Annotated in this window: 28 protein-coding genes and 1 riboswitch; of the genes, 16 read left to right on the top strand and 12 right to left on the bottom strand. The window is 64.0% G+C overall.

Annotation, left to right across the window (positions count from 1 at the left end; all coding sequences use genetic code 11):
- Positions 1-322 precede the first annotated feature (322 nt).
- The 6 genes from FJ964_RS04275 to FJ964_RS04255 all read left to right on the top strand — a co-directional run bounded on the left by FJ964_RS04275 (position 323) and on the right by FJ964_RS04255 (position 2,738).
- Complete coding sequence (locus FJ964_RS04275) at positions 323-532, top strand: cold-shock protein (protein WP_010915421.1); 210 nt, start codon at positions 323-325, stop codon at positions 530-532.
- Positions 533-863: 331 nt separating this feature from the next.
- Positions 864-1,091, top strand: a complete 228-nt coding sequence (locus FJ964_RS04270; protein WP_140549212.1) for a hypothetical protein — start codon at positions 864-866, stop codon at positions 1,089-1,091.
- On the top strand, positions 1,091-1,495 hold the full coding sequence (locus FJ964_RS04265; protein ID WP_140549211.1) for a hypothetical protein: 405 nt from the start codon (positions 1,091-1,093) through the stop codon (positions 1,493-1,495). Before FJ964_RS04270 ends, FJ964_RS04265 begins: the two co-directional genes overlap by 1 nt.
- Before the next feature lies 1 nt (position 1,496).
- Positions 1,497-1,664 (top strand): hypothetical protein, encoded by a 168-nt coding sequence (locus FJ964_RS30900; protein WP_181172353.1) that lies wholly within the window; start codon positions 1,497-1,499, stop codon positions 1,662-1,664.
- A gap of 4 nt (positions 1,665-1,668) precedes the next feature.
- A complete protein-coding gene (locus tag FJ964_RS04260; RefSeq protein ID WP_140549210.1) occupies positions 1,669-2,052 on the top strand; it encodes a YkgJ family cysteine cluster protein in 384 nt (127 codons plus the stop codon).
- A gap of 74 nt (positions 2,053-2,126) precedes the next feature.
- A complete protein-coding gene (locus FJ964_RS04255; RefSeq protein WP_140549209.1) occupies positions 2,127-2,738 on the top strand; it encodes a LysE family translocator in 612 nt (203 codons plus the stop codon).
- Positions 2,739-2,837: 99 nt separating this feature from the next.
- Here FJ964_RS04255 and FJ964_RS04250 read toward each other — a convergent pair whose 3' ends face one another.
- The 4 genes from FJ964_RS04250 to FJ964_RS04235 form a co-directional block, all read right to left on the bottom strand.
- Entirely contained in the window at positions 2,838-3,116 is a 279-nt protein-coding gene (locus FJ964_RS04250; RefSeq protein WP_140549208.1) for a hypothetical protein, read from the bottom strand.
- A gap of 106 nt (positions 3,117-3,222) precedes the next feature.
- Complete coding sequence (locus FJ964_RS04245) at positions 3,223-3,609, bottom strand: nuclear transport factor 2 family protein (protein WP_140549207.1); 387 nt, start codon at positions 3,607-3,609, stop codon at positions 3,223-3,225.
- Between the two features lie 19 nt (positions 3,610-3,628).
- Entirely contained in the window at positions 3,629-4,075 is a 447-nt protein-coding gene (locus FJ964_RS04240) for an OsmC family protein (protein WP_140549206.1), read from the bottom strand.
- Positions 4,076-4,111: 36 nt separating this feature from the next.
- Positions 4,112-5,122, bottom strand: coding sequence for an NAD(P)-dependent alcohol dehydrogenase (locus FJ964_RS04235; protein WP_140549205.1), 1,011 nt, complete (start codon positions 5,120-5,122; stop codon positions 4,112-4,114).
- A 99-nt stretch (positions 5,123-5,221) separates the two neighbouring features.
- Here FJ964_RS04235 and FJ964_RS04230 point away from each other — a divergent pair, with 99 nt between their 5' ends.
- Complete coding sequence (locus tag FJ964_RS04230) at positions 5,222-5,833, top strand: TetR/AcrR family transcriptional regulator (protein ID WP_140549204.1); 612 nt, start codon at positions 5,222-5,224, stop codon at positions 5,831-5,833.
- A gap of 100 nt (positions 5,834-5,933) precedes the next feature.
- On the opposite strand, the gene groL is transcribed toward FJ964_RS04230, so the two are convergent.
- The 3 genes from groL to FJ964_RS04215 form a co-directional block, all read right to left on the bottom strand.
- Entirely contained in the window at positions 5,934-7,589 is a 1,656-nt protein-coding gene (gene groL, locus FJ964_RS04225) for a chaperonin GroEL (protein ID WP_140494274.1), read from the bottom strand.
- Positions 7,590-7,658: 69 nt separating this feature from the next.
- Positions 7,659-7,955: a co-chaperone GroES gene (gene groES, locus FJ964_RS04220; RefSeq protein WP_006203049.1), complete on the bottom strand. Its 297-nt coding sequence runs from the start codon at positions 7,953-7,955 to the stop codon at positions 7,659-7,661.
- A gap of 393 nt (positions 7,956-8,348) precedes the next feature.
- Positions 8,349-8,975 (bottom strand): TetR/AcrR family transcriptional regulator, encoded by a 627-nt coding sequence (locus FJ964_RS04215; protein WP_140549203.1) that lies wholly within the window; start codon positions 8,973-8,975, stop codon positions 8,349-8,351.
- Positions 8,976-9,098: 123 nt separating this feature from the next.
- Here FJ964_RS04215 and FJ964_RS04210 point away from each other — a divergent pair, with 123 nt between their 5' ends.
- The 3 genes from FJ964_RS04210 to FJ964_RS04200 are packed head-to-tail and all read left to right on the top strand — an operon-like array spanning position 9,099 to position 12,721.
- Positions 9,099-10,280 carry an MFS transporter gene (locus tag FJ964_RS04210; RefSeq protein ID WP_140549202.1) on the top strand — a complete coding sequence of 394 codons (1,182 nt, stop codon included), beginning with the start codon at positions 9,099-9,101 and terminating at the stop codon, positions 10,278-10,280.
- Between the two features lie 12 nt (positions 10,281-10,292).
- The gene (locus tag FJ964_RS04205) at positions 10,293-11,585 is read left to right on the top strand and encodes a D-arabinono-1,4-lactone oxidase (RefSeq protein ID WP_140549201.1); all 1,293 of its coding nucleotides are present in this window, start codon (positions 10,293-10,295) and stop codon (positions 11,583-11,585) included.
- Positions 11,582-12,721, top strand: a complete 1,140-nt coding sequence (locus tag FJ964_RS04200; protein ID WP_140549200.1) for a DSD1 family PLP-dependent enzyme — start codon at positions 11,582-11,584, stop codon at positions 12,719-12,721. Before FJ964_RS04205 ends, FJ964_RS04200 begins: the two co-directional genes overlap by 4 nt.
- A 64-nt stretch (positions 12,722-12,785) precedes the next feature.
- Here FJ964_RS04200 and FJ964_RS04195 read toward each other — a convergent pair whose 3' ends face one another.
- The 5 genes from FJ964_RS04195 to FJ964_RS04175 form a co-directional block, all read right to left on the bottom strand.
- A complete protein-coding gene (locus FJ964_RS04195) occupies positions 12,786-13,829 on the bottom strand; it encodes an ABC transporter permease (RefSeq protein WP_140549199.1) in 1,044 nt (347 codons plus the stop codon).
- Positions 13,826-14,623, bottom strand: coding sequence for an ATP-binding cassette domain-containing protein (locus FJ964_RS04190; protein ID WP_140549394.1), 798 nt, complete (start codon positions 14,621-14,623; stop codon positions 13,826-13,828). Before FJ964_RS04190 ends, FJ964_RS04195 begins: the two co-directional genes overlap by 4 nt.
- An 85-nt stretch (positions 14,624-14,708) precedes the next feature.
- On the bottom strand, positions 14,709-15,716 hold the full coding sequence (locus FJ964_RS04185; protein ID WP_140549198.1) for a substrate-binding domain-containing protein: 1,008 nt from the start codon (positions 15,714-15,716) through the stop codon (positions 14,709-14,711).
- 85 nt (positions 15,717-15,801) lie between these two features.
- Positions 15,802-16,707, bottom strand: coding sequence for a sugar phosphate isomerase/epimerase (locus FJ964_RS04180; RefSeq protein ID WP_181172352.1), 906 nt, complete (start codon positions 16,705-16,707; stop codon positions 15,802-15,804).
- Between the two features lie 2 nt (positions 16,708-16,709).
- A complete protein-coding gene (locus tag FJ964_RS04175) occupies positions 16,710-17,741 on the bottom strand; it encodes a Gfo/Idh/MocA family oxidoreductase (RefSeq protein ID WP_140549196.1) in 1,032 nt (343 codons plus the stop codon).
- 180 nt (positions 17,742-17,921) lie between these two features.
- Between FJ964_RS04175 and FJ964_RS04170 the strand changes: the two genes are divergently transcribed.
- From FJ964_RS04170 to FJ964_RS04145, 6 genes are all read left to right on the top strand, one after another.
- Positions 17,922-18,947: a LacI family DNA-binding transcriptional regulator gene (locus FJ964_RS04170; RefSeq protein WP_140549195.1), complete on the top strand. Its 1,026-nt coding sequence runs from the start codon at positions 17,922-17,924 to the stop codon at positions 18,945-18,947.
- Between the two features lie 62 nt (positions 18,948-19,009).
- Positions 19,010-19,220, top strand: a riboswitch (cobalamin riboswitch).
- Between the two features lie 255 nt (positions 19,221-19,475).
- Complete coding sequence (locus tag FJ964_RS04165) at positions 19,476-20,264, top strand: ABC transporter ATP-binding protein (RefSeq protein ID WP_140549194.1); 789 nt, start codon at positions 19,476-19,478, stop codon at positions 20,262-20,264.
- A 46-nt stretch (positions 20,265-20,310) separates the two neighbouring features.
- Positions 20,311-21,258, top strand: a complete 948-nt coding sequence (locus tag FJ964_RS04160; protein WP_140549193.1) for an ABC transporter substrate-binding protein — start codon at positions 20,311-20,313, stop codon at positions 21,256-21,258.
- 41 nt (positions 21,259-21,299) lie between these two features.
- Entirely contained in the window at positions 21,300-22,286 is a 987-nt protein-coding gene (locus FJ964_RS04155; protein WP_140549393.1) for an iron ABC transporter permease, read from the top strand.
- Between the two features lie 129 nt (positions 22,287-22,415).
- The gene (locus FJ964_RS04150) at positions 22,416-22,895 is read left to right on the top strand and encodes a MarR family winged helix-turn-helix transcriptional regulator (protein ID WP_140549192.1); all 480 of its coding nucleotides are present in this window, start codon (positions 22,416-22,418) and stop codon (positions 22,893-22,895) included.
- Entirely contained in the window at positions 22,892-24,070 is a 1,179-nt protein-coding gene (locus FJ964_RS04145) for an HlyD family secretion protein (protein WP_140549191.1), read from the top strand. The genes FJ964_RS04150 and FJ964_RS04145 overlap by 4 nt, the downstream gene beginning before the upstream one ends.
- Positions 24,071-24,295 lie beyond the last annotated feature (225 nt).

Genomic DNA, 24,295 nt, shown 5'->3' with positions numbered 1-24,295 from the left:
TCCTTCAATTGCTCTCGTGAATTGCTGACGACAACCATGAAACGCGCTTCGACCGAAATGGCTCCCGGCGCGTCCGGATTTTTTTTGAGGGCTGCCACCTTGTTCAGTGCCCGGTTGGCGCGGCCCATTGCGGCGGATGAGCCAAGAATTGACATGGCCGTTTAAATAGCTTACAAGACATTTGTCGATATTTGTTGACCGACTTTTGTTATCCGCGTTTTGCAGCGCGCCTTTGACGAACTTCCCACACAAAAAATCGAGACAAACGACGTTATGCATCCGCATGGCGGCGAACGAGTATTTGCCATGGAAAGGGTTCGTCATGAGCACCGGCACAGTTAAATGGTTCAACGCCACCAAAGGTTTTGGTTTTATTCAGCCTGACGACGGCTCTGCCGACGTTTTCGTCCACATCTCGGCCGTAGAGCGCGCCGGCATGCGGGACATCGTCGAGGGCCAGAAGCTCGGCTACGAGATGGTCCGCGACAACAAGTCCGGCAAGATGTCGGCCGACCAGTTGAAGGCGGCCTGAAAAAGGATTCAGCCCTCCCGGTGACCACGGATGTACTGGCACCGGTGAATGGCGAATTCGGGCGCATGGCGGCGGAAACCTGAGTTTTCGCACCGTGCGCACCGGGGCGTCCTGTGCATCCACTGGATGCGCGACGCTCTCATGGAAGGTCAGGCGGTGCCTGGCCTTTTTTATTTTACGCGTCCTGCCGCCGAAAATGCGCTGCATCCCGGTCTGAACGTGCTAAGGGACGCTTAAACAATTGATCCGCCGCCCCAATGCTTTTGCGCAGGGTCCTGACTGAAGACCGGTCTTGCCCTATCGGCACGAGACTCCTGACAGGAGAAAGATTTTGACCGCCAATTCGAAAACAGCTGCTGATCAGGCAGTGCCCTTGTTCAGCAAGACGCAAACCCAGTCGATGTCGCTCAACCGCATCATTTCCGAACGCGATGCCGTCACCGAGGCGCGTGAAGCCAAGACCGCGCGGTTGCGGGAACTGCGTCTGGAAAAAGAGGCTGATGACATGGCTGCGGCGGTCGCCCAGGCGGCGTTGCCGAAACGGGTCGGAAGACGCTGATGGCCACCAAGCGCGTATCTCAGACGCCCATCGCCACCGATGCGACCATCGCCGACATGGTCGAAACATTGGACAAGCCCGTCGAATATGTCCGGCGTGTGCTGGAAAAACTCGAACGCTGCAAGCGCGCCCATGGCGATGCACAGGTGCGCGTTGGCGTGCGCGGCCGCGCCGAGTGCCCGAACTATTTGATCGAATATGTCCGGCAAGACGCCAAGACCCGTGAGCCGGTGATCCATCAGGACGCCGCCTACAGCGGCAGCACGCATCGCGAATTGGCGCCGCATCACATCGCGGAGGCGAGAAACTGGTCGCCTGAGGAAATGAACATAACGGCGGTTTCGGCTCTGATCGGCCGTTTGCGCAGTCCGCGCGCACCGTCGCGCTTCGCCGACGAGGACTGACATGGCCATAAAATTCTCCGCCAAGGACCACCCGCCGGCGCCAGCCGCCGCTGCAAAGCCGGTCAAGCCGGGCGCTGCGCCGAAGGCCGATGCAACTGCCGAGGCCGCGACCGATCTATTCAAGTCGCCGGCCGAGGCGCCGTCGCGCAAGGCAGGCAAGAAGAAATAGCGCCTTGCCGCAAGACGCCGACCGCAATCCTGCCGCGCAGGGGCTGTTCGCCTCGGCGACCGCGGCAGGTCTTTCCTCGTTGCAACGAGACACCATCCCCGCATTCGATTGCCAGAGCTGCGGCGCCTGTTGTTCCTACTCGGCCGAGTGGCCGCGCTTTTCCACTGAGGACGACGCGCAGCTCGACCGTATTCCTGAGAAGTATGTCGCGGCCGATCTGTCGGGTATGCGCTGCGAGGGCGCGCGCTGTTCGGCCCTCTGTGGCGAAGTCGGCAAGGCAACCGTTTGCGGCATTTACGAGCTTCGCCCGGATGTCTGTCGCGCCTGCATGCCCGGCGACGAGGATTGCCTGATGGCACGCCGGGCGCACGGGCTGCCTGTCCTCTGAAGCTGATGGCGCCGGCTTGTGCGCGGGGATTTCGCTGCTACGCTGGGTCAGGCAGGACAGCGGAGGATCAAATCGTGAGCATCGAATTCTTGTTGACGTCGCTGATCGTGGTGGCTTCGCCCGGCACCGGCGTTCTCTACACGCTGAGCGCCGGGCTTTCCCGCGGCGCCCGCGCCTCAATCGTCGCCGCTTTCGGCTGCACGCTCGGCATCATCCCGCATATGGCTGCCGCCATCACGGGCCTCGCCGCGCTGCTGCACACCAGCGCGGTCGCTTTCGAGACGCTGAAATATCTGGGCGTCGCCTATCTCCTTTACATGGCCTGGAACACGCTGAAGGAGAGGGGCGGTCTGAGCGTCGAGGACAATGTCGCGCCGCGTTCCACCGGCAAGGTGATTGCCACCGGCATCCTCGTCAATGTGCTCAACCCGAAGCTGTCGATCTTCTTCTTCGCCTTCCTGCCGCAGTTCGTCAGCACGACCGAGCCGCATGCATTGTCGAAGATGCTGGAACTGAGCGGCGTCTTCATGCTTTTGACCTTCGTCGTCTTCGTCGGCTATGGCATCTTCGCCGCCTCGATCCGCAGCCATGTCGCGTCGCGGCCGATGGTGCTGACCTGGATGCGCCGCACCTTCGCCGGCGCGTTCGTCATGCTCGGCGCCAAGCTTGCCCTGGCGGACAGGTAGAATTTGTCCGCGTCGCCTCGGCACGCAATCGATGCCAAACAATGAGAAGGCGAGCCGGGCCCGCCTTCTTCTGTTCTTCAACTCCGGGCCAGCCGGCAATCACTTGTTCGCGCCGCCGAGCGCCTTCAATTTTTCGCAGAACGGGGCATACGGCTTGCTCATCGCCGCATCCTGACATTCCTTCATCATCATGGCCTGGTCGTCCTTGGACATCGCTGACCAGGCAGCCTTCATCTCGGCGTCGGATTTCATCGTCTTCATGTTCGCATCGGTGAAGAACGGTTCCATCATCTTGGGCGAGTCGAGCGCCCCGGCAAGTGCCGTGCCGCTGAGGACGGTCAACGCGAGTGCTCCAAAGCAGGCGGTTCTGATGTTCATGACATTAGTCCTCCCTATGGTCTTTCTCGATCGTCGAATGGCGGTCGGGCTCAATTCCTAGCACAAACCGGTGTGTATTAGGAGTAACTCATATGGTGAAGCCGGCCTATCCCTTGACGTAGCCCATGGCCTCGACGATCCGACCGCCCTCGACGCGCATCAGATTGACGCCACGCAATGAATTGCCGTCCGCCATCCAGTAGCGCCAGCGGATCGTCGCCCGCTCGCCCGCCACGAAGGTCTCCTCGAGGTCGAAGCGCGTGCCGGCCTGGGTCGCGATCGCCGTCCATAGTCCGACGCAGGCTGACTTGCCGGCATGGCGCGCGCCGTCCGGCGCCGGCACGGTGTTTTCGATCACGCAATCCTCGCCCACCAGTTCGGCCAGCGCCGACGGGTCGTGCAACTGGAACACATCGTTGAAGCGCCGCATGATTTCGGCCGTCTGCCGCGACTGGACGTCGGGGTGGATGTCCATGATGCCGTCCTGTTTCATCTCTTGTTTCTCCTTATTTTCATTGTTTCGTGGCGGTACCCACGAGGGTCGCCTTGAGGTTGATCCGGGGCACGCCGGCCAGCGCGCGCGAGACGAGACAGCTTGCCTTGGCGGACTGGGCAAGGCGCTCGAACTGGTCTTCGGCGAGCCCCGCGACCTCGACCGCCGTTTCAAGGTCGATGCGGGTGATGGTCGGCCCGGCCTCCGTCGCTCCGAGGTGCACCCTGGCGATGGTGCGGATGTCCCGCGGAATATGACCTCCCTGGCCAAGGATGAAGGTCAGCGCCATCGAGAAACAGCCGGCATGCGCGGCCGCGATCAGTTCTTCCGGGTTGGTGCCGGGGCCGTTCTCGAAACGCGACGGAAAGGAATAAGCGCCTTCGAACACACCGCTGCCGAGCCGCAGCCGGCCTGAACCTTCCCTCAGCGTGCCTTGCCACTCGGCCGAAGCTTCACGAATTGTCATTGCTGTTCTCCCTTCAGGTTCGATCGATGTTGAAGATCAGGCGCCGTCGATGACGACCTTCCCGAAGACGTCTCCTTGCTGGAAATAGCCGTAGGCATCGCGGGCCTCGGCGAAGGGGAAGATTTTGTCGATCACCGGCCTCAACCCGTGCGCCGAGACGGCGTTGAGCATCGTTTCGAGGTTCGCGCGGCTGCCGACGAACAGACGGCCGATGGTGGCGAGGCTGCGCCGATAGACGGCGCCCGGAATCTGTACCGTTGCGCCCTTCGCATCCTGAATGGTGAGCAGCACGATGCGCCCGTAAAGCGCGCTGGCGATCATCGACTGCGCGAAGGTCGGCGGGCCGCCGGTTTCGACGGCAAGGTCGACACCGCCGGTCTCGCCACGCACCATCGCCCCCCATTCCGGCATGTCGATCGAGGAGACGACGAGGTCAGCCCCCATCGCCCGCAGCCTGCCGGCCTTCTCGGCGCGAGAGGTGACGGCGACGACGCGGCAGCCGAGCAGCTTGGCGAACTGCAACGCGAACAGCGAGACGCCGCCCGAGCCGATGACTAGAACCCATTGGCCGGGCTTGGGAATCTCCGCCCCGGTCAGTGCGTTCCAGGCTGTCAGGCCGGCGCAGCTCAGCGTTGCCGCCTCGCGCCAGTCGAGATGCTCGGGAAGTCGCACCGCCCATTGCTCGTCAAGCACGGCGTATTCGCCGAGCATGCCATCCAGCGTGCAGCCCAACTGGTCGATCAGTCCGGCATTGATGCGGCCATCGATCCAGCGGGCGAAATAACTGCCGGTGACGCGGTCACCGACGGCAAAGCGTGTGACATCATCGCCGATGGCGACAACCTCGCCGGCGCCGTCGCTCAGCGGAACGATCCCGCGGCGCGGCGTCAAGGGGTAGGTGCCATTGAGGATCATCGTGTCGCGTCGGTTGAGCGAGGTGGCGCGCACCCGCACCACGATCTCCTGGGGCCTTGGCTCCGGCCGCACCTCTTCCCACATCACCAGACATTCGGTTCCGCCCGAACCTTCAAGACGATAGCTGCGCATTTGGGTTCCACTGAATATATAGACTGATCTACATATTATGTAGACCAGTTGTCATATTCCTGGCAAGGCTTATAACGATCTCTCCTGACAGAGGTTGACATGGCAAACGACACGAGAGCCCGCATACTCGAAACGACCGGATTGCTGCTCAGGCGGCGCGGCTATCACGGCACTTCGCTCAACGATATTTTGAGCGCCAGCGGTGCCCCGCGCGGCTCGCTCTATTTCCACTTTCCCGGTGGCAAGGATCAGCTGGTCGTAGAAGTGACGCGCGCCAGCGTGGCCGAGGTGACTGAGAGGCTTGGCGCCGAGCTGGCGGCGGAAAGCGATCCGGCGGTTGCCGTCCACCACATTTACCAGTCGGTCGCTCGCATGCTGGAGGACAACGAATTCTCGCTCGGCTGCCCGGTCGCGCCGGTCGTGCTGGATGCGCCGAACGACGTGCCGGACTTGGAGGAAATCTGCCGCTCCGCTTTCGAGCAGTGGATTGGCCTCCTGCGCCAGGCGTTTGTCAGGGCAGGGGTGGTCGAGCGCCGCGCCCGGGCGCTGGCGCTGTTAGTCGAGTCCTCGCTGGAAGGCCTGATGGTGATTGCCCGCGCCACCCGCGATCGCTCATCGATCAACGTCGTGGCCGATGAGGTGGCTGCCCTGATCGAGCAGGCGGTCCTCGCGGGCAAGGCGACGCGGCAAGCAGAGAACACAGCTGTCTGACGCTGGTTCCAACCGACTACGGTGGAGCAAAGCCTGAATGTGCAAAGAAAAGGGCGGCATCGCTGCCGCCCTTTCCGCATGCATAAAGCAGATGGCTGGATTAGAAATCCATGCCGCCCATGCCGCCCATGCCGCCGCCGCCCATGCCGCCAGGCATGCCGCCGCCAGCCGACTCCTTCTTCGGAGCCTCCGCGATCATGGCTTCGGTGGTGACCAGCAGGCCGGCGACCGAGGCCGCGTCCTGGAGAGCCGTACGCACGACCTTGACCGGATCGACGATACCCATGGCGATCATGTCGCCATATTCGCCGGTCTGGGCGTTGTAGCCGAAGGTCGCGCCCTTGTTCTCGAGGATCTTGCCAGCAACGATCGATGCTTCCGCACCGGCGTTGGCAGCGATCTGACGGGCCGGAGCCTGCAGTGCGCGGCGCACGATGTTGATGCCGGCGGCCTGGTCGGAGTTGACGCCGGTGGCCTTGAGGTTGCCCGAAGCGCGCAGCAGGGCCACGCCACCGCCGGCAACGATGCCTTCTTCCACGGCCGCGCGGGTCGCGTTGAGGGCGTCATCGACGCGGTCCTTCTTTTCCTTCACTTCCACTTCGGTCGCACCGCCGACGCGGATCACGGCAACACCGCCGGCGAGCTTGGCCAGACGTTCCTGCAGCTTCTCCTTGTCGTAGTCCGAGGTGGTCTCCTCGATCTGCTGCTTGATCTGGGCAACGCGGCCCTGGATCTCGGCCTTCTTGCCGGCGCCGTCGACGATGGTGGTGTTCTCCTTCGAGATCGACACCTTCTTGGCGCGGCCGAGCATGTTGAGGCCGACATTCTCAAGCTTGATGCCGAGGTCTTCGGAGATGACCTGGCCACCGGTCAGGATGGCGATGTCTTCCAGCATGGCCTTGCGGCGGTCACCGAAGCCCGGAGCCTTGACGGCGGCGATCTTCAGGCCGCCACGCAGCTTGTTGACGACCAGCGTGGCCAGGGCCTCGCCTTCGACGTCTTCGGAGATGATGAGCAGCGGCTTGGAGGTCTGCACGACCGCTTCCAGGACCGGCAGCATGGCCTGCAGGTTGGAGAGCTTCTTCTCGTGGAGCAGGATGTAGGCGTCCTCGAGATCGGCAACCATCTTATCGGGGTTGGTGACGAAGTAGGGCGAGAGATAGCCGCGGTCGAACTGCATGCCTTCGACGACCTCGAGTTCGGTCTCGGCGGTCTTGGCTTCCTCGACGGTGATGACGCCTTCGTTGCCGACCTTCTGCATCGCTTCCGCGATCATCTTGCCGACCGACTCGTCGCCATTGGCCGAGATCGTGCCGACCTGGGCAACTTCCTCGGAGGTCTTGATCTTCTTGGCGGCCTTGCCGAGAGCTGCGACCACTTCGGTCACGGCCAGGTCGATGCCGCGCTTCAGGTCCATCGGGTTCATGCCGGCGGCAACCGCCTTGTGGCCTTCCTGGACGATCGACTGCGCCAGAACGGTCGCGGTCGTGGTGCCGTCGCCGGCGATGTCGTTGGTCTTCGAAGCGACTTCGCGGACCATCTGCGCGCCCATGTTCTCGAACTTGTCCTCAAGCTCGATTTCCTTGGCGACGGTGACGCCGTCCTTGGTGATGCGCGGTGCGCCGAACGACTTGTCGATGACGACGTTGCGGCCCTTGGGGCCGAGCGTGACCTTCACCGCGTCGGCGAGGATGTTGACGCCGCGCAGCATGCGCTCACGGGCGTCGCGGGAGAATTTTACGTCTTTGGCAGCCATGTTCAACTCCTGGCAGGGGCTCGGATCGAGCCCGAAGATTCAAGATTCAGGTGACGGAAAGGCCGGTATTCAGCCGATGATGCCCATGATGTCGGATTCCTTCATGATCAGAAGGTCTTCGCCATTGAGCTTGACTTCGGTGCCCGACCACTTGCCGAACAGGATGCGGTCGCCAGCCTTGACGTCCAGGGGCACGAGCTTGCCAGCTTCGTCGCGGGCGCCGGAGCCGACGGCGATGATCTCGCCTTCCTGCGGCTTTTCCTTCGCCGTGTCCGGGATGATGATCCCGCCGGCGGTCTTGGATTCGGATTCGACCCGGCGTACGACCACGCGGTCATGAAGCGGGCGGAACTTCGACTTTGCCATGTTTTCTTCCTCGATGAGAACGGTGAGAAACAGTTCCTCCGTCCGGCGAAGCCGGACAATCTACAAAGCCCGGCGGAGCCGGGCCTGTGGTTAGCACTCACCAAGGGCGAGTGCTAACGTGGCGGTGAAATAGGCTGCTGGCCGGCGAGAGTCAAGGCGCGTGCGATCGGACAGCGGCGCGAAATTTGTTTTCCGTCAGAGCCTCCTCGCAGAACGCGCCGGTTGCCGCTGGCCTTTCATGCAAAATGCGCCGGTTCCTCCCGCAATCGACGGCGAAACAAGGCGCGGAGGGTGCTCTGCCGCTGCCGGTCAGAGATCCTGCCGCCCGACACTTCGATACGCAAGACGTGTCGACGTCACCGGAGAGAGGGGCGCGAAAGCCGCCGCCGAAAACTATAGAAACAATCTCAACTGCGTATGGATGATGGACCTGTAGTCGTCGATCGTGCGGCGACCCTCCTTCTCGTCCTGCGTCAGTGCCAGCCGCACGACCCCGCCGGCAAGCTGGAAGATCAGGAACACCACGCGCGCGAAGTCTTCGCGCCGGTCGGGCCGCAGCATCGGAGCGACGTGGTCGCAGAACATCTTGGCCTGGTGCCTTGTCTCTGCGATGTCGAGGTTCTGCAGCGCCTTGTCGGCCTGGATCGCGTTCTGCAGATCCTGGATGGCCGGGTCGTCGGCAACGCGCCGGTAATAGTCCTCGAGCATGCGGTCCGCGGCAGTCGTTACGTCCTCAAGCCCGCTTATTTCTGTGATGATCGCACCGAAGCGTGCGCGGCTTTCCTCCGAGAAGCGCTCATAGAGCATCGCCAGGATCGCCGATTTGTTGGGAAAATAATGGTAGACGGTGGCGATCGGTCCACCCGCCAGAGCACCCACCTCCTTCATCGTCACGGCGTCGATGCCTTTTTCGCCGATCAGCCGCATGGTCGTCGAAAGGATCGCGTCGATGCGTTCGCGGCTCCGCTCCTGCTTGGGCCTGCGCCTCGGCTCCGTCCCCGTCCGCCTTGCTTCCGCCATGCGCCAATCTCTCGAGAGAGCTGCAAATCCCGGTTGACAAGAAACATGATCAAGTATCAGTTTCGTAATGCTGACAAGTTGTCAGTTTTTTTATCGCGCTGCAAGGACGTTGGGAGGCGCCTCGTGACTGCGACACAAGCCGCACAAGCGGAAAATGGCGATTGGCTGGTCGGCAATCCGACCGGCGTCGAGCTCGGCTCCGCATTATGGATCGGCTCGGTCGGGCTGCTGATCCTCGGGCTTCAGCCCGTGCTGCTTGGCGCGCTCTACACCGAGGGCCATGTCAGCGGCGATGAACTGGCGCTGGTCGCCACGGCGGAGATGATCGCGATCGCCATCGGTTCAGCCGTGGTGGCGATGCTGCTTTCCGCGCGCAACATGCGCTGGAAAAGCGCCGTCCTTTTGATCCTGCTGGCCCTGGCGAATGTATGGACCGCCCATGCCGCAAGCGCCAATGCGCTGATCGCCGCCCGCGCCATAGCCGGGCTGGCTGAGGGCGGCCTGGTCGCGATCGCCACCGAATTGATCGCCCGTTCGCGCCGGGCCGAGCGCATCGGCGGCTATTTCGTGACGCTGCAGACCCTGGCGCAATGCGCGCTCGCTCTGCTTTTGGCGCTCTATGTCATCCCCGCCGCCGGGTCGTCCGGCGGCTTCATCGTGCTTGCCGTCGTCTGCGTCGTTTCGCTGGCGGCCGCTTTCACCGTACCCGGCGACTACGCCGACCTGCCGAAAGAGGAGAACCTGGCCAATGTGCTGACGGTTCCGTCGATCACCGCGCTATTGTCGGTCTTCTGCTACTTCATGTTCTTCGGCGCGATCTGGGCCTTCCTGGAGCCGCTCGGTGCGCAGTATGGGATTGATAGCTGGACCGTCGGCCTGATCGTCTCGGCCAGCCTGGCGACGCAGGTCCTGGGCGCGATGACGGCAACCGTGTTCGAGGCGCGCATCGATTACCGGATTGCCATTACGGCCATCGGTGCCGTCGCGCTGGTCTCCTCCCTTGTTCTTGCCAGCGCACCTGGCCTGACGACATTCTGGATCGCCGCCTTGGTCATGGGCTTCATCCTGTTGTTCATCGTGCCCTACCAGATCCGCCTGGCGATCACCGCCGACGAGACGCGCACGGCCGTGCTGCTGGTGCCGGCGGCACAACTCCTCGGCCTGGCGATAGGCCCGATCGCGGCGTCGTTGCTGATCGACGGCAAGGATTTCCGGCCGGTGCCGGAATTCGCCGCTGCAAGCGCCTTTGCCAGCGTGGCGCTGCTTGGCGTGTTCGTGACCATAACGCGCCGTCGGCGCGCGTGACGGGACGGCCGGATGTCGACGATCACCGCGCAAAACTGGGGCAACTGGTCGGGCTTCGTGCGCGCCGAGCCGATGCTCGTCGCCGCCCCCGCCGACGCCGGCGAGCTTGCCTACCTGGTGCGCACGGCTCCCGGACCTCTGCGCGTGGCGGGTGCTGGCCACTCCTTCACGCCGCTGGTGGCATCGCAAGGCTCGATCGTTTCCCTGGAGAAGATCGAGGGGCTGGTCTCGCACGACGTACAAAGCCATCGCGCGCGGGTGCGGGCAGGGACGCGGCTCGGCCCGCTGATGCACATGCTGCAAGGCATCGGCCAGGGCCTGCCCAATATGGGCGACATCGACCGCCAGGCGATCGGCGGCGCGCTGGGCACCGCCACCCATGGTTCCGGGCTGACGCTGGGCGCTTATCACACCCGGTTGGAGACGGTGCAGATCGTGGACGGGCGGGGCGAGTTGCGCGAATTCGATCGGACCCGCGACCAGGATATGATCCATGCGATGGGCGTTGCGCTCGGCGCCTTCGGCATCTTGAGCGAAGTCACGCTGAACAACATCGCGACCTACCGGTTGCGCCGCCGCAAGTGGGTGCTGCCGATCGCCGACATGCTGCGCGATTTCGAGACGATGATGGCCGCGCACCGCTCGGCCGAATTCTACTACATTCCGTTTTCCGGCTACGCGCAGTTCATCGCCAGCGACCTCAGCGACGCAAACTCGACCACCAGGCCTACCGAGGACGACGAGGCCGGCCTGGCGACGCTGCGCAAGCTGAGCAGGGCGCTGCGCCGGTTGCCGTGGCTGCGCCGCTCATTGATCCGCGGCGCCGTGAAAAAGGTGCCGGCCGAGGATTATGTGCAGGACTGGCTCAACGTCTATGCCAGCGACCGCCAGACCAAGTTCAACGAGATGGAGTATCATCTGCCCTTCGAGGAGGGGCCGAAGGTGATCACGCAGATCATCGAGCTGACCGAGAAGCACTTTCCGGAAGTTTATTTTCCGATGGAGGTGCGCTCGGTGGCACCCGACATGTTCTGGCTTTCGCCCTTCTACAAGCGTCTGACCTGCTCGATCGCCATTCACCACGATGCCGCCAACGACCCTGAGCCCTTCATGCGGGCGGCCGAGCCGATCTTCCGCAGGCATGGCGGCCGGCCGCATTGGGGCAAGATGCACAGCCTGAAGGCGGCGGATTTCAAAAAGCTCTATCCGCGCTGGGATCAGGCCATGGCCGTTCGGCGAGACATCGATCCCGAGAACCGTTTCGTCTCGCCCTACATGGCCGGCCTGTTCGGCATCGGCCAATGAGCGGCTATTTCACCGCCTTGTCGGATGCATTGAGGGCGGCCAGCGTCTTTCAGCCCTGTCTCGTGCTCGACCGCGACCGGCTGGACCGCAACATCGACCTGGTGAAGCAGAGACTGGCGCCCGGCCTTGCCGTGCGGCTGGTCGACAAGTCGCTTGCTTGCCTGCCGCTGCTTTCGCACATCGCCGGAGCGCTCGGCACCCGTCGCTTCATGACGTTTCATCCGCCGATCACAAGAGCCGTGCTCAACGCTTTTCCCGATGCCGACATGCTCTACGGCAAGCCGATGCCGGTCGGCGCGGCAAGGCAAGCGATTTCAAGCGGCACCGCCGACTGGTCGCGCGTCTGCTGGCTGATCGACAGCGAGGAGAGGCTGGCGGAATACGGCGCTCTGGCCGCCGAACTGGACGTCGGCTTGCGCATCGCTTTCGAGATCGATGTCGGGCTGCATCGGGGCGGGTTCGCGGAACCGCAGGCCCTGTCGAAGGCATTGAACGCGCTGCCCGCCCGGCTGCGCTGCGAAGGCGTCATGGCCTACGAGGCGCACGCGCCGCACATTCCCGGTCTGTTCGGCGGTCCCAAAAAGGCGCTGGCAGAGGCGTCGCAGCGGGCCGCGGCGTTCATCGCGGCTCTCAGCGAGGACCAGCGCCGAACAGTGAACATCGGCGGCTCGAAGACCGCGTTGCTTCATCGTGGCGGCGTGGCCAACGAAGTGTCGGTCGGGTCGGCCTTCGTGCTGCCCGGGGATTTCGACACGCCCGGCCTCGACGGCTTCCAGCCCGCGGCCTTCATCGCCACGCCTATCCTCAAGGTGGTCGAGGCGGTGTTGCCAGGCCCGCCGGCCGTCACCCGCCTGCTGCAGGCGCTCGGCCGGTTTCCGCGCAAGGGCTGCTATCTCTATGGCGGCAAATGGATGGCCGAACCGGTGTTTCCCGAAGGCATGAAGGCCCATGGCCTGCTTGGCCATTCCTCGAACCAGCAGTTCATGGGCCTGCCCGGCGATGCCACCACCAGGTCCGGCGACTACGCCTTCCTGCGCCCAACGCAGAGCGAGGCGGTGCTGCAGCAGTTCGGATCGATCGCGGTGTTTTCGGGCGGCAGGCTCGTGGACCGCTGGCCCGCGCTGCCGATGGGGTAGGGCATTGCGGCCATTGCTGTCACCACTTGGATGAGCTCGGACGGTCGTGCCGAACGGCAATGCTTCAGCGGTAGCGCGCCTGGTTCCAGCGGTGGCCGAGCAGTGACAGGATGATGATCAGCCCGTTGAAGAACTGCACATAGAAGCCGCTGAGGCCGGCGGCGACGACGCCGGTCTGGATGAACGCCACGGTCAGCGCGCCGATCGCGCCGCCAAGCACGGTACCGATGCCGCCCCAGGTCGGCGTGCCGCCCACGAACACCGAAGCCAGCACCGGCAACAGATAGCCGTCGCCGGCGGTTGGCCACCAGGTGAAGTTGATCATCGTCGAGAAGGTGCCGCCGATCGCGGCCCCGATGCCGACGAAAACGAACACCTTGACCTTCACCCGCTTGACGTCGATGCCCATCTGCTGGGCGCTGTCGGGATTGTCGCCGACCACCTTCACCTGCGCGCCGAAGCGGTGGCGGTTGTAGAGCAGCGCGGCGAAGACGACGAAGGCGAGCGCCCACAGGATCTGCACCGGAATCCCGTAAACCTGGCTGGAGAAGATCGTATAGGTCCAGCTTTGCCCGAGCGTCGGCAGCGCGGTCGACTTGCCTTCGTTGATGATCTGGATCAGCCCGCGCAGCAGGAAGTTCATGCCGAGCGTGGCGATCAGCGACGACAGGCTGCCATAGACGACCAGCACGCCGACCAGGAAGCCGAGCAGCATGCCGGTGGCGAGTGCCGCGACGATGCCGAGGAACGGATCGTAGCCGGCCTGAACGACCAGCGCGAAAACCCAGGAGGCAAAACCCATCGTGGCCGGAAACGACAGGTCGATCTCGCCGGCGGTGACGACAAAGACCAGCGGCACGACCACGAATAGCGCCACCGGCAGCGTGGTCAGCACGGAGCTGTAAAGAAACCAGGTGGTGAACACCGTCGGATTGGCGATGGTGAAGGCGACCATCATCACCACGAACACGCCGAGCGTGCCCAGCGCCGCGCGATTGTCGAGAACGAAGCCGCGCAGCAAATGATCGGACGGGTGCTTCCACGCCGCTTCACCCATTTCGGTATGGGGCGACGGGGGCTGGCGATTGGGTTCGGCGATATTGCTCATGGCCTTGTGTCCTCCGCGCGCTGGGCTTCGCTCAAGCCGGGCAGTCCGCCGGGATGCGCGAGGTCTTCCATGAAATTGACGAGCGTGTCGGCCGACTTGATGTCGCGTTTGTCGACCTGTAGCGCCACAGTGCCGCGATCGAGCACGACGAAACGGTCGGCGATGTCGAAGACATGATGTATGTTGTGGCCGATGAACAGGATCGAGCGCCCGCTCGCCCGCACCTGGCGCACGAAGTGGAAGACCTTGGCGGTTTCGGTCAGCGACAGAGCCGTCGTCGGCTCGTCGAGGATGATCAGGTCGGCCTGCTTGTAGATGGCGCGCGCGATCGCCACGCCCTGGCGTTCGCCGCCGGAAAGCTGGCCGACGACGGACTGCGGCGTGAACACTTTCGAGGTGAAGCCGATCTCGCGCATCAGCCGGCTCGCCTCCTTGATTTCGGTGCCGACCTTCAGCCAGCCGAGGAAGCCGGTGAGTTCGCGTCCCATGAAGATATTGCGCACGATGGTCTGCTGCACGGCCAGCGCACGGTCCTGGAATACGGTCTCGATGCCGGCGTCGCGCGAGCGCGACGCGTTCCAGCCGGTGACCGGCTTGCCGCGAACGAGGATCTCGCCACTGGTTGGCTTGACCGCGCCGGCAAGAATCTTGATCAGCGTCGATTTGCCGGCGCCATTGTCGCCGATCAGTCCGACCACCTCGCTGCGGTCGACGCTGAGATTGACCCCACCAAGCGCATAGACCTGGCCGTAGGATTTCGTGATATCGCGCAGTTCGATGATGCGTTCGGCCATCGGGTCCTCGCTTGCTTGTCGCATGCCGGCTCTCGCCGGCGGTCCCGCCGGCCGGGCCTGAGCCCCCGGCCGGCGGCTTGGGAGGTCAGCGCAGTGCCTGCTTGGCCAGTTCGGCGACGATCTTGTAATTCTCAGGCGTGACGAAGCCGGCGCCCGTATCGACATTCATCGGTGCCAGCCCCAGCACCACTTGCTGGCAGAGGCTGAGGATCGGCAGATAGCCCTGCATGAACGGCTGCTGGTCGGCGGTCAGTTGCACCCAGCCGCCCTTGAAGGCCTCGACGATCTGCGGGCTGGTGTCGAAGCCGAAATTGAAGATGTCGCCCGGCTTCCGGCCCGCCGCCGTCATATAGGTCTGGACGTTGCCAAGCATCTGCCCGCCGGGATAGCCGACGGCCTTCACGCCGGGATTGTTGAGCAAGGCGGCGGTGATCACCGGGATCGCCAGATTCGGATCGGCTGCCCACTCGGTCGCGGAATTGATTTGAACGACATCGATGCCGGCCTCTTTCAAGGCGGAGACGGTTCCACGCTCGCGCGCGCCGCGGCTCTCATTCTCGAACGGGCCGATCATGATCGCCTTGTCACCGGCCTTGAGCTTGGCGAGCTTGAAGGCTTCCGCGCCGAGCGCGCGGCCCTGCTGTTCCTGCTGGGCGCCGACATAGCCGCCGCCGAAGGCCGCCACCACCGTCGGCACCGGCACGTTCTGGTACATCATCTTGATGCCGTCCTTATGCGCCTGTTCGGCCAGCGGCATGATGGCGGCGTCGCCGGGGTGGCCCATCATGGCAATGCCGTTGGGCTTGACGGCGACCGCCTCGCGCAGCTGCTGGACCATCTTTTCGATGTCCCAGCCTGAGAAGATGTAGTCGACCTTCGGTCCGAGATCGGCCGCAGCCTGCTTGGCGCCATTGTAGACGATGGTACCGAAGGCGTCGCCCTCGGCGCCGCCGACGAAGAAGCGGATGTGGACGTCCTTGCACCATTGCGCGTCGAGCGCCTGTGCCGGCAAGGTGGAGATGGCGGCGGCGAGCGCCGTGGCGGCCGCCACGACGCTCGTGCGCAGAAGTGTCGTTCTCTTGGCGATGCTCATGCACGTTCCTCCCTTTTGTCCTCGCGAGCGAGGGTTTCGACATCTGCTTCGGCAACCCTGGCCGGCTCCTCGCGGCGGCCAATCCTCACGTCGGGTTCGGCAGGTAGCTCACGCCTCCCCTGCATTGCTGGAGGTATTCCAGCGCGCGGACCTGGCCTGTCATTTCGAGATCGTCGCGGTAGACCGGGTCGTGCCAGCCTTCGATGTCGATGGCGCCGCGATAGCCGGCCAGGCGCAATTCGCTGATCACGCGCGTCCAGTCGCTGTCGCCGAAGCCGGGCGTGCGCATCTGCACGAAGGGCAGGCGGCCGAAAACGCCGTGCTCGCGGATGACATCCCAGCGCACCGTCGCGTCCTTGCCGTGGACATGGAAGATGCGCGGCGCCCATTTGCGGATCTGCGGGATCGGGTCGATCAGATAGACCAACTGATGGCAGGGCTCCCATTCCAGGCCCAGATTCTCATCCGGCAATTCGTTGAACATCAGTTCCCAGGCGTCCGGATTATGGGCGATGTTCCAGTCGCCGGCGGCCCAGTTGCCATCCATGGCGCAATTCTCGAAGGCGATGCGCACGCCCTTGTCGGCCGCGCGCCTGGCCAATTCTCCCCAGACTTCGCGGTAGCGCGGCAGGCTGTCTGTCAGCGGCTTGCCGCGGATGCGGCCGGTAAAACCGCTGACCAGATTGGTGCCGAACAGATGCGCGCTGTCGATCACCGTTTCCCAAGCCTTGAGCACGCCGCGGTCGGTGTCGCCGCTCTCGAGTGGATTGCCGAACACGCCGATCGAGCTGACGCTGACATCGGCATCGCCGATGGCGTCGCGGATTTCGCCGGCGAGCCGCCCCAGATCCTTGCCGCCCAGCGTCTGCCAGAAGAAGGGCTGGACGCTCTCGAAACCGAGCGGCAGGATCTGCCTGATATAGGCGGCCGGATCTTCGAGATTGGCCCGCACCATGGTGCCGATCCTGATGTCGAGAAGCGGGTTCGGCATGGTCATCCTTCCTGCCTGGGGATTTCGATCCGGCGCCCGGTCTCGGCGCTTTCGATCGCCGCGAAAACCATGGCCAGGCTCTTGATGTTGTCGGCGCCGCGCGTCTCCGGCTCGGTGCCGGTTTCCACGGCGCGGACGAAATCCTCTATGACGCCGAGATGCCCGCCGATGCGGTCGGCAGGGTCGAGCGGCGGCACCGCTACCGGCACGACCTTGTCGAGCAGGCCTTCGCGTTCCGGCAGCACGGCTTCGGCCTTCAAGTCGTCATGACCATCCCAGGTCAGGCTGCCGCGTTCGCCGACGATGCGCCAACTGCCTTCCCAACTGGTGCGGAAGCCGTCGGCGCACCAGCTGCCGCGATAGGTGAACATCTTGCCTTGGCCGAGTTCGAAGGTGGCGCTTGCCGATGATCCCTGCCTGTACCAGGAATTGGCCGGCTCCCATTCCCGGCAATACACTTCGGTCGGTTCGCCATCGACCATGTAGCGGGCGGCGTCGAACGTATGGATCGCCATGTCGAGCAGCAGCACGTGGCGCATGTCTTCGCGGAACCCCCCGAAATGCGGCGCAACGAAAAAATCGGCGTGGATGCTGGTCGCAGCGCCGATGGCGCCGGAATCGAGGAAGCGCCGGATGCGCCTGACATTGGCGACATACCGGCGGTTCTGCACGACGGCATGAACACGCCGGGCGCGCTGGGCCGCGCCGATGATGGCGCGCGCATTGTCCGGGCTGTCTGCGAGAGGCTTTTCCGTCAAAAGATGACAACGATGGGCGAAGGCGGAGTTGGCGACGTCGCGGCGGGCGGCGGGCACGACCACGTCGAACACTGCATCGGGTCTGGTCTGGTCGAGAATGGCGTCGAGATCGGTCCCGATCGCGACCCCGGCGAGGTCATATTCGCGGGCCCGCTGGCGCGCCCTGTCGGCGTCGAGGTCGACGAGGCCGACGATCCTGACGGCAGGGGATTGGCGGGCGGCCTCGAGCCAGGTTTTGCTCATGGCTCCGCACCCGACCAGGACGACGTGCATCATCCAGCGCTCCTCCGGCCAACCCCTCCTGGCTGGCACCACGGTAGTCCGTAAATGACTTCCGTAAACGTTTACGATGACACACCCGATGGCGTATATTGTCAATCGGATTTGTACCGTCGGTTCTGAAACGCCTTGGCCGCACGACCGGCTGGTGCTAGCCAGAAGCAGGAGGGGGAGGTCTTGGCATCCAGCATTCACGATCTTGCACGGCATCTGAATATTTCGATCGGCACGGTCTCGCGCGCGCTTAACGGGCGCGCCGACGTCAATGCCGAGACGCGCCAGCGCGTGCTAGACGCGGCGCGGCAACTCAACTATTCGCCGAACCAGTCGGGCAGGAACCTTCGTCGTGGCACCACGCATGCCGTGGCCTTCATGCTCCAGCCGCATCCGGGCGACCAGGAATATGGCGAGCCGTTTTTCATCCCGTTTTTGAGTGGGCTGCAAGCGGCACTGGCCGAACATGGGCTCGACCTGATCATCGTCATGGGCGCGCCGGGCGACTATCAGCAGGAGCGCCTGCGCCGTGTCGTCGAGACACGTCGTGCCGATGCCGTCGTGCTGGCCTGGACGCGGCGCGAGGACGATCGCATCGACTATCTGAGCAAGGCAGGCTTTCCCTTCGCGACGCTCGGCCGAAGCCGGTCCGGCGACGACAACTATCCTTCTCTGGACCTGGATTTCGAGAAGGCGGGCGCCGATGCAGTCGACCGACTGGTCGCGCGCGGCCACCGCCGCATCGCCGCCATCCGGCCGTCGCTTGACCTGAATTTCGGTTATCTGTTTTTGGAGGGCTATGGCAAGGCGCTGCGGCGGCACGGCATCGAAGTCGATCCCGCCCTGATTGTGGATGGTTTCATCAACGAAGCCGGTGGCTACGCGGTGACACCGCAAGTCATGCGGTCGAAGGATCCGCCGACCGCGATCATCTTCAACAACGACTCGATGGCGCTCGGCGGCTGCAAAGCGCTCGCCGAAATGGGGATCAAGCCCGGCCATGATGTCGCGGTGATCGTCATCGTCGACACGCCGCTCTGCCGTTATTTCTCGCCGGCGCTGACCGGCTTTCGTCCGAGCCTGGATCCGATGGGGCGGCGGCTTGGCGAAATCCTGCTCGCCTCGCTCCCGGCTTTCGCCGGCGCGAAAGGGCCAGAGATCATTCGCGAGGTCTGGCCGCTGGAACTGGTGGCACGCGATAGTGATTGACCATGCGAATGTATTGTTATAACAGAACATACATCGACCTTGCCTTGACGCTGCCTGCATCCTAGGCTGCGACTCGTGATGGTCCCCGCGCCGCAAGGCGAGGGGTGAAAAGGGAACATGGTGAGGCCCACCTTTCGGGTCGAAGCCATGGCTGCCCCCGCAACTGTAAGCGGCGAGCAAAATCCGAAAAAGCCACTGGCCGGCAAGGCTGGGAAGGCAGGATGGCGCAACGACCCGCGAGCCAGGAGACCTGCCATCTGCATGAGTTGACCGGACGGGGTGTGCCGGGAGGAGACGCGGGTTCGGTCTTGTCGACCGGTTCAAGCCAGCTTCCTTCCGTCGCCATTTTTGAAAGTGACGGAAGTTGGACGGCGCCATCGATCGCATTCACTGCATTCCCATGCATCGCATCGTCGTGTGCACGCTTTGCCGCGATATCGCCACCGAGGTGAATTCAGGCCAGCGTCCGGCAGGACTGGCAGGCAAGACGCTGGCCCGTATTCCGGCAGGCCCTGCAAGGAATTGCCCATGACCGCGCCGCTTCTCGAGGCCCGCGATCTGGCCGCGGCGGCGGATGGCCTGCATCTGGTGCATCCGGTCAGCCTTTCGGTGGCGGCGGGCGACCGTCTCGCCATCATCGGTCCCAACGGCGCCGGCAAGACGACATTGCTGCGCATGCTGTCGGGCATGCTGCGGCCGAGTTCGGGCGAAGTGAAGCTCACCGCGCGCCGGCTCGACAGGATTTCGACCGCCGAGCGGGCGCTGCACATCGCCGTCGTCGGCCAGACCGATCAACCCGATCCACGACTGGCGGTCATCGATTATGTCGAGCTCGGCCGGGTTCCGCATGCCGGCCGCAGGCACAGGAGCGAGGAACGCGACATTGTCGTCGAGGCGCTGCGCCGGACCGGGCTGTTGCCGCTGCTTGGCCGCACCATCGGCTCGCTGTCGGGCGGCGAGCGCCAGCGCGCCCAGCTTGCCCGCGCCATCGCGCAGGAGCCGAAGATCCTATTCCTCGACGAGCCGACCAACCATCTCGACCCGCGGGCGCGCAGCGAGTTGCTCGAACTGGTGGCAGGCCTCGGCATGACCGTGATCGCGGTGCTGCACGATCTGGCGCTGGTGACGCCTTTCGCCACCAGGGTCGCGGTGATGAGCCATGGCCGCTTGCATGTGCTGGCGCCGCCACGCGAAGCACTCACCCAGCAGCTGATCCGCGAGATCTTCGGTGTCGACGTCTTTAGGTTCCGCCACCCGACGGAGGACCGCGAGCTGACGGTGTTCGAGGTTCCGAACCGTGCCGCGCCATCTTCGTGATCGAAGCCATTTCCGGCAGATCCTGTTCAACAAAGGAGCAACATCCGTGAAACGCCTTGCCGTGTCTCTTGCCTTCTCCCTGCTGGCCTCTACGGCCTTCGCCTTTCCGGTGACGGTCGACAACTGCGGCAAGCCGCTGACGTTCGACGCGCCCCCGAAGCGTGCCGTCATTCACGATCTCAACATGGCCGAGATGGCCTTCGCCCTGAAGCTGCAGCCGTCGATCGTCGGCCTGACCGGCATCACCGGATGGTACAACGTCGGCCCCGAATTCAAGGCCGAGCAAGGCTCGATCCCGGAACTGGCGCCCAAATATCCGACGCTGGAAAACCTGGTCGCTGTCGAGCCCGACTTCTTCTTCGCCGGCTGGTACTACGGCATGAAGCCGGGCGGCGAGGTGACGCCCGATACGCTGGCGCAGCACGGCATCAAGACCCTGGTGCTGACGGAAAGCTGCGTCCATCTCGACAAGAACCGGCCTGCCGCGTCGATGGAGCTGCTCTATGGCGATGTCGAGAAGCTGGGCAAGATCTTCGGCAAGGAGGCCGAGGCGGATAAGCTCGTCTCCGGCTGGAAGGCGCAGCTCGCCGAAATCACGGCCAAGGTCGGCGACCGCAGGGGAACGCGCGTGTTCCTCTATGATTCCGGCGAGGACAAGCCGTTCACATCAGGCAAGTTCGCCATTCCCAACGCCATGATTTCCGCGGCCGGCGGCGACAACATCATGGCCGACATGAATACCAGTTGGGGCAACACGGATTGGGAGACGGTGGCCTCGCGCAATCCGCAATTCCTCATCCTGCTCGACTATCAGGATGGCGGCGGCTACCGGAAGCTGCTCGATTTCCTGAAAGCGCATCCGGCAATGAAGGAGACGGACGCTGTCAAGAACGAACGCTTCGTGGCGCTTCGCTATGCCGAACTGACACCCGGGCCGGCCAACATCGAAGCGATCGGCAAGATCGCCAGGGCGATGCATCCGGAAGCTTTTTGACCGGGAACATGACCTTGCGGCACAAGGCATTCCTATTGGCCATGACGGCGGCCGCGTTGGCAATCGCCGCGCTCGCGCTGCTGTCGATCGCCTATGGCTCGACGATGATCCCGCTGGGCGACGTCGTTGCAGCGCTTGGCCATGCGATCGGATTGAAGGGACATGACGTGTCCGGCCCGGTCGGCAGGATCGTCGTGGACCTCAGGCTGCCGCGCACCATCCTGGCCATCTGTGTCGGCGGCGGCCTGGGCGTGGTCGGCGCGCTGTTGCAGACGGTGACGCGCAACGATCTTGCCGATCCGTTCCTGTTCGGCCTCTCGTCGGGAGCCGCCGCCGGCGCTGTCTCCGTCATCACCGTCTTCGGCGACAGTTTCGGGATCTGGACGCTACCGGTCGCCGCATTCACCGGCGGTATTCTGGCTGCGTGCGTTGTGCTCTTGCTGGTTGCGCGGGTGGGGGGACAAGGCCCCGAACGGCTGATCCTCGCCGGGCTTGCGGTCTCCTTCATGTTCACCGCATTGACCAATTACCTGGTCTTTGCCGGTGACCAGCGCGCCGCCCATTCGGTGCTGTTCTGGACGATGGGCGGGCTCGGCCTGGCCCGGTGGGACAATATCTGGCTGGGGGCGCTTGGGGCCGGCACGATTGCGGCGTACGGGCTGTGGAATCATCGCCGGCTGGACGCTTTCCTGGCCGGCGAAAATGCCGCCGAAAGTCTTGGCGTGCCGGTGGCGCGAATGCGACGGACGACGTTTCTGGTGGCCGCGTTTTCGACCGCGATCCTGGTTTCGGTGGCCGGCGTCATCGGCTTCGTCGGCCTCATGATCCCGCATCTGTCGCGGCCGCTGGCCGGCGCGCTGCATCTGCGCCTGATCGTAAGTTGCGCGCTGTTCGGGGCGGTGCTGTTGCTCGCTAGCGACCTTCTGGCGCGCACATTGCTGCCGCCGCAGGAACTGCCGATCGGCATCATCACCAGCTCGCTCGGGGCTTTCTTCGTCGTCACCACGCTGATCCGCAACCGCTTGTGATGGGTGTCGCGGCAACCGAAACTCATCGGACGCGGCCATGATTGTGCTGCACGGCTGCCATGCACGTTTGCCGGCTTCTGGAACAATGCCGGGCTTGAATAGTAAGCACGCTTATTATATATCCCACTCATGGTTTCCGAAGGCATAGACAGATTGGGATTTTTGATCCACGACGTGCAGCGGCTGATGCGAAAGCGCTTCGAAGCGCGCGCCAGCGGCCTTGGCCTGTCCTCGGCGCAATGGCGCCTGATGGTTCGCGTCGCCAAGGAAGCGGGCGTCTCGCAGGCGCGGCTTGCCGAACTGCTCGAAATCGAGCCGATCAGCGTCTCACGGCTGGTCGACCGGATGGAGGAGGGCGGCTGGATAGAGCGCCGCTCCGACGCCGCCGACCGCCGCGTGCGCATGATCTTCCCAACCCCCAAGGCAAGCGCCGCCTATGCGGAGGTCAAGAGCCTCGCCGGCGAAGTCTATGAGGAGTCGCTGACCGGCGTTTCGCCGGACGATCGCCGCGTCCTGATCACGGCATTGGATGCGATGGCACAGAATCTCGCGGATGGCGATTCACCGTCCTGCGACAAGGTCAAGAATACGGAAGGCGCAGCAGCATGAACGCGGTAGCCAAGGTCGACGAAAACGCCGCCAAAGTGGAAATGGAAGCGCCGCAGCAGCCGGCCGCGGCCCCTGTTACAATGGCTCCTCCGGTGGAGCCGGCGCCGGCGCCAAAGAAGAAGCGCCGTCTCGGCCGCTTCTTGTTGATGTTCGCCCTGCCGGCGGCTCTGGTCATCGGTGGCGGCTATGTCTGGGTCACTGGGGGGCGCTACCAGGAGACGGAGAACGCCAACCTGCAGCAGGCCAAGGTATCGATCGCCTCGGATACGGCGGGCCGCATCGTTCAGGTCGCGATCTCGGACAATCAGAGGGTGAAGCAAGGCGATCTTCTCTTCGCCATCGACCCCGAGCCTTACCGGATCGCGCTTGCGCAGGCCGACGCGGCGGTGGCCGCCGCGCGGCTCAACGTCGAGCAGCTGCGCGCCGCCTACAGCCAGGCCATGGCACAGGAGAAATCCGCCAGCAGCGAAGTTGCCTATGCCCAGTCGCAATACGACCGTGCCGCCGATCTCGCCCAGAAAGGCATCAACGCCAAGTCTTCGCTCGATGAGGCCAGGAACGATCTCGACAAGGCAAAGCAGCAGCTTGCCGTTGCCGAACAGGGCATCGTCAGCGCCAAGGCCGCGCTTGGCGGCAATCCCGATATCGAAACCGACAAACATCCGACCGTGATGTCGGCGCTCGCCGCGCGCGACAAGGCTGCTTACGACCTGGCGCAGACCACCGTGAAGGCGCCCGCCGATGGCGTCGTCTACCAGGCCGCGTCCTTCAAGGTCGGCCAGTATGTCGGCTCCGGCACGCCGCTGTTTTCGCTGGTCGAGACCGGCGATACCTGGATCGACGCCAATTTCAAGGAAACGCAGCTGACCAATATGAAGCCGGGCCAGAAGGCCGAAATCGTGGTCGACACCTATCCGGGCAGGACCTTCGAAGCGACGGTCAAGGCCATCGGCGCCGGCACCGGCGCGGATTTCTCGCTGCTGCCCGCCCAGAACGCCACCGGCAACTGGGTCAAGGTCACCCAGCGCATTCCGGTCCGTCTGGAGCTGAGCGATCCCGACGCCAAGATGATGCTGCGCACAGGCATGAGCGCGGCCGTCACCGTCGACACGGGCGTGGCCCGCGGCCTGCCTGGCATTTTCGGCCACGCCACGGCTGGCGAGCCCGCGAAGTAAATCAGCGGAAGCCCGGGTGGATCATGCGGGTGGACGCACAGAGCAGGGGATTGGTCTGATGGGAGGAGTGGAAGGGTCAGCCTTCGGGTCAAACCGCATCGCGGTTTGATCGAAAGCTGAGATCTTCGACACGGACCCGTCGGTCCTCATGTTTCCGGGCGGCAGGCATCCGCTCAATCGAGACTTTCGGTCGATGTAACCCCCACATCGACAATCGCGTCCCAC

The organism is Mesorhizobium sp. B2-3-2, from assembly GCF_006442295.1.
Classification (GTDB): Bacteria; Pseudomonadota; Alphaproteobacteria; order Rhizobiales; family Rhizobiaceae; genus Mesorhizobium.
The sequence above is the reverse complement of the archived record's forward strand: the minus strand, read 5'-3'. Positions and strand labels throughout refer to the sequence as shown.

What these genes read in the sequence shown, in the direction of transcription:
- FJ964_RS04215 (WP_140549203.1), bottom strand. Translation starts at nt 8,975, where the DNA reads ATGGCGGAAGCAAGGCGGACGGGGACGGAGCCGAGGCGCAGGCCCAAG.
- FJ964_RS04155 (WP_140549393.1), top strand. Translation starts at nt 21,300, where the DNA reads ATGACGGCGGCCGCGTTGGCAATCGCCGCGCTCGCGCTGCTGTCGATC.
- FJ964_RS04265 (WP_140549211.1), top strand. Translation starts at nt 1,091, where the DNA reads ATGGCCACCAAGCGCGTATCTCAGACGCCCATCGCCACCGATGCGACC.
- FJ964_RS04175 (WP_140549196.1), bottom strand. Translation starts at nt 17,741, where the DNA reads ATGATGCACGTCGTCCTGGTCGGGTGCGGAGCCATGAGCAAAACCTGG.
- FJ964_RS04205 (WP_140549201.1), top strand. Translation starts at nt 10,293, where the DNA reads ATGTCGACGATCACCGCGCAAAACTGGGGCAACTGGTCGGGCTTCGTG.
- FJ964_RS04165 (WP_140549194.1), top strand. Translation starts at nt 19,476, where the DNA reads ATGACCGCGCCGCTTCTCGAGGCCCGCGATCTGGCCGCGGCGGCGGAT.
- FJ964_RS04240 (WP_140549206.1), bottom strand. Translation starts at nt 4,075, where the DNA reads ATGACAATTCGTGAAGCTTCGGCCGAGTGGCAAGGCACGCTGAGGGAA.
- FJ964_RS04185 (WP_140549198.1), bottom strand. Translation starts at nt 15,716, where the DNA reads ATGAGCATCGCCAAGAGAACGACACTTCTGCGCACGAGCGTCGTGGCG.
- FJ964_RS04195 (WP_140549199.1), bottom strand. Translation starts at nt 13,829, where the DNA reads ATGAGCAATATCGCCGAACCCAATCGCCAGCCCCCGTCGCCCCATACC.
- FJ964_RS04275 (WP_010915421.1), top strand. Translation starts at nt 323, where the DNA reads ATGAGCACCGGCACAGTTAAATGGTTCAACGCCACCAAAGGTTTTGGT.
- FJ964_RS04235 (WP_140549205.1), bottom strand. Translation starts at nt 5,122, where the DNA reads ATGCGCAGCTATCGTCTTGAAGGTTCGGGCGGAACCGAATGTCTGGTG.
- FJ964_RS04245 (WP_140549207.1), bottom strand. Translation starts at nt 3,609, where the DNA reads ATGAAACAGGACGGCATCATGGACATCCACCCCGACGTCCAGTCGCGG.
- groL (WP_140494274.1), bottom strand. Translation starts at nt 7,589, where the DNA reads ATGGCTGCCAAAGACGTAAAATTCTCCCGCGACGCCCGTGAGCGCATG.
- FJ964_RS04190 (WP_140549394.1), bottom strand. Translation starts at nt 14,623, where the DNA reads ATGGCCGAACGCATCATCGAACTGCGCGATATCACGAAATCCTACGGC.
- FJ964_RS04150 (WP_140549192.1), top strand. Translation starts at nt 22,416, where the DNA reads ATGGTTTCCGAAGGCATAGACAGATTGGGATTTTTGATCCACGACGTG.
- FJ964_RS04200 (WP_140549200.1), top strand. Translation starts at nt 11,582, where the DNA reads ATGAGCGGCTATTTCACCGCCTTGTCGGATGCATTGAGGGCGGCCAGC.
- FJ964_RS30900 (WP_181172353.1), top strand. Translation starts at nt 1,497, where the DNA reads ATGGCCATAAAATTCTCCGCCAAGGACCACCCGCCGGCGCCAGCCGCC.
- FJ964_RS04250 (WP_140549208.1), bottom strand. Translation starts at nt 3,116, where the DNA reads ATGAACATCAGAACCGCCTGCTTTGGAGCACTCGCGTTGACCGTCCTC.
- FJ964_RS04230 (WP_140549204.1), top strand. Translation starts at nt 5,222, where the DNA reads ATGGCAAACGACACGAGAGCCCGCATACTCGAAACGACCGGATTGCTG.
- FJ964_RS04180 (WP_181172352.1), bottom strand. Translation starts at nt 16,707, where the DNA reads ATGCCGAACCCGCTTCTCGACATCAGGATCGGCACCATGGTGCGGGCC.
- groES (WP_006203049.1), bottom strand. Translation starts at nt 7,955, where the DNA reads ATGGCAAAGTCGAAGTTCCGCCCGCTTCATGACCGCGTGGTCGTACGC.
- FJ964_RS04145 (WP_140549191.1), top strand. Translation starts at nt 22,892, where the DNA reads ATGAACGCGGTAGCCAAGGTCGACGAAAACGCCGCCAAAGTGGAAATG.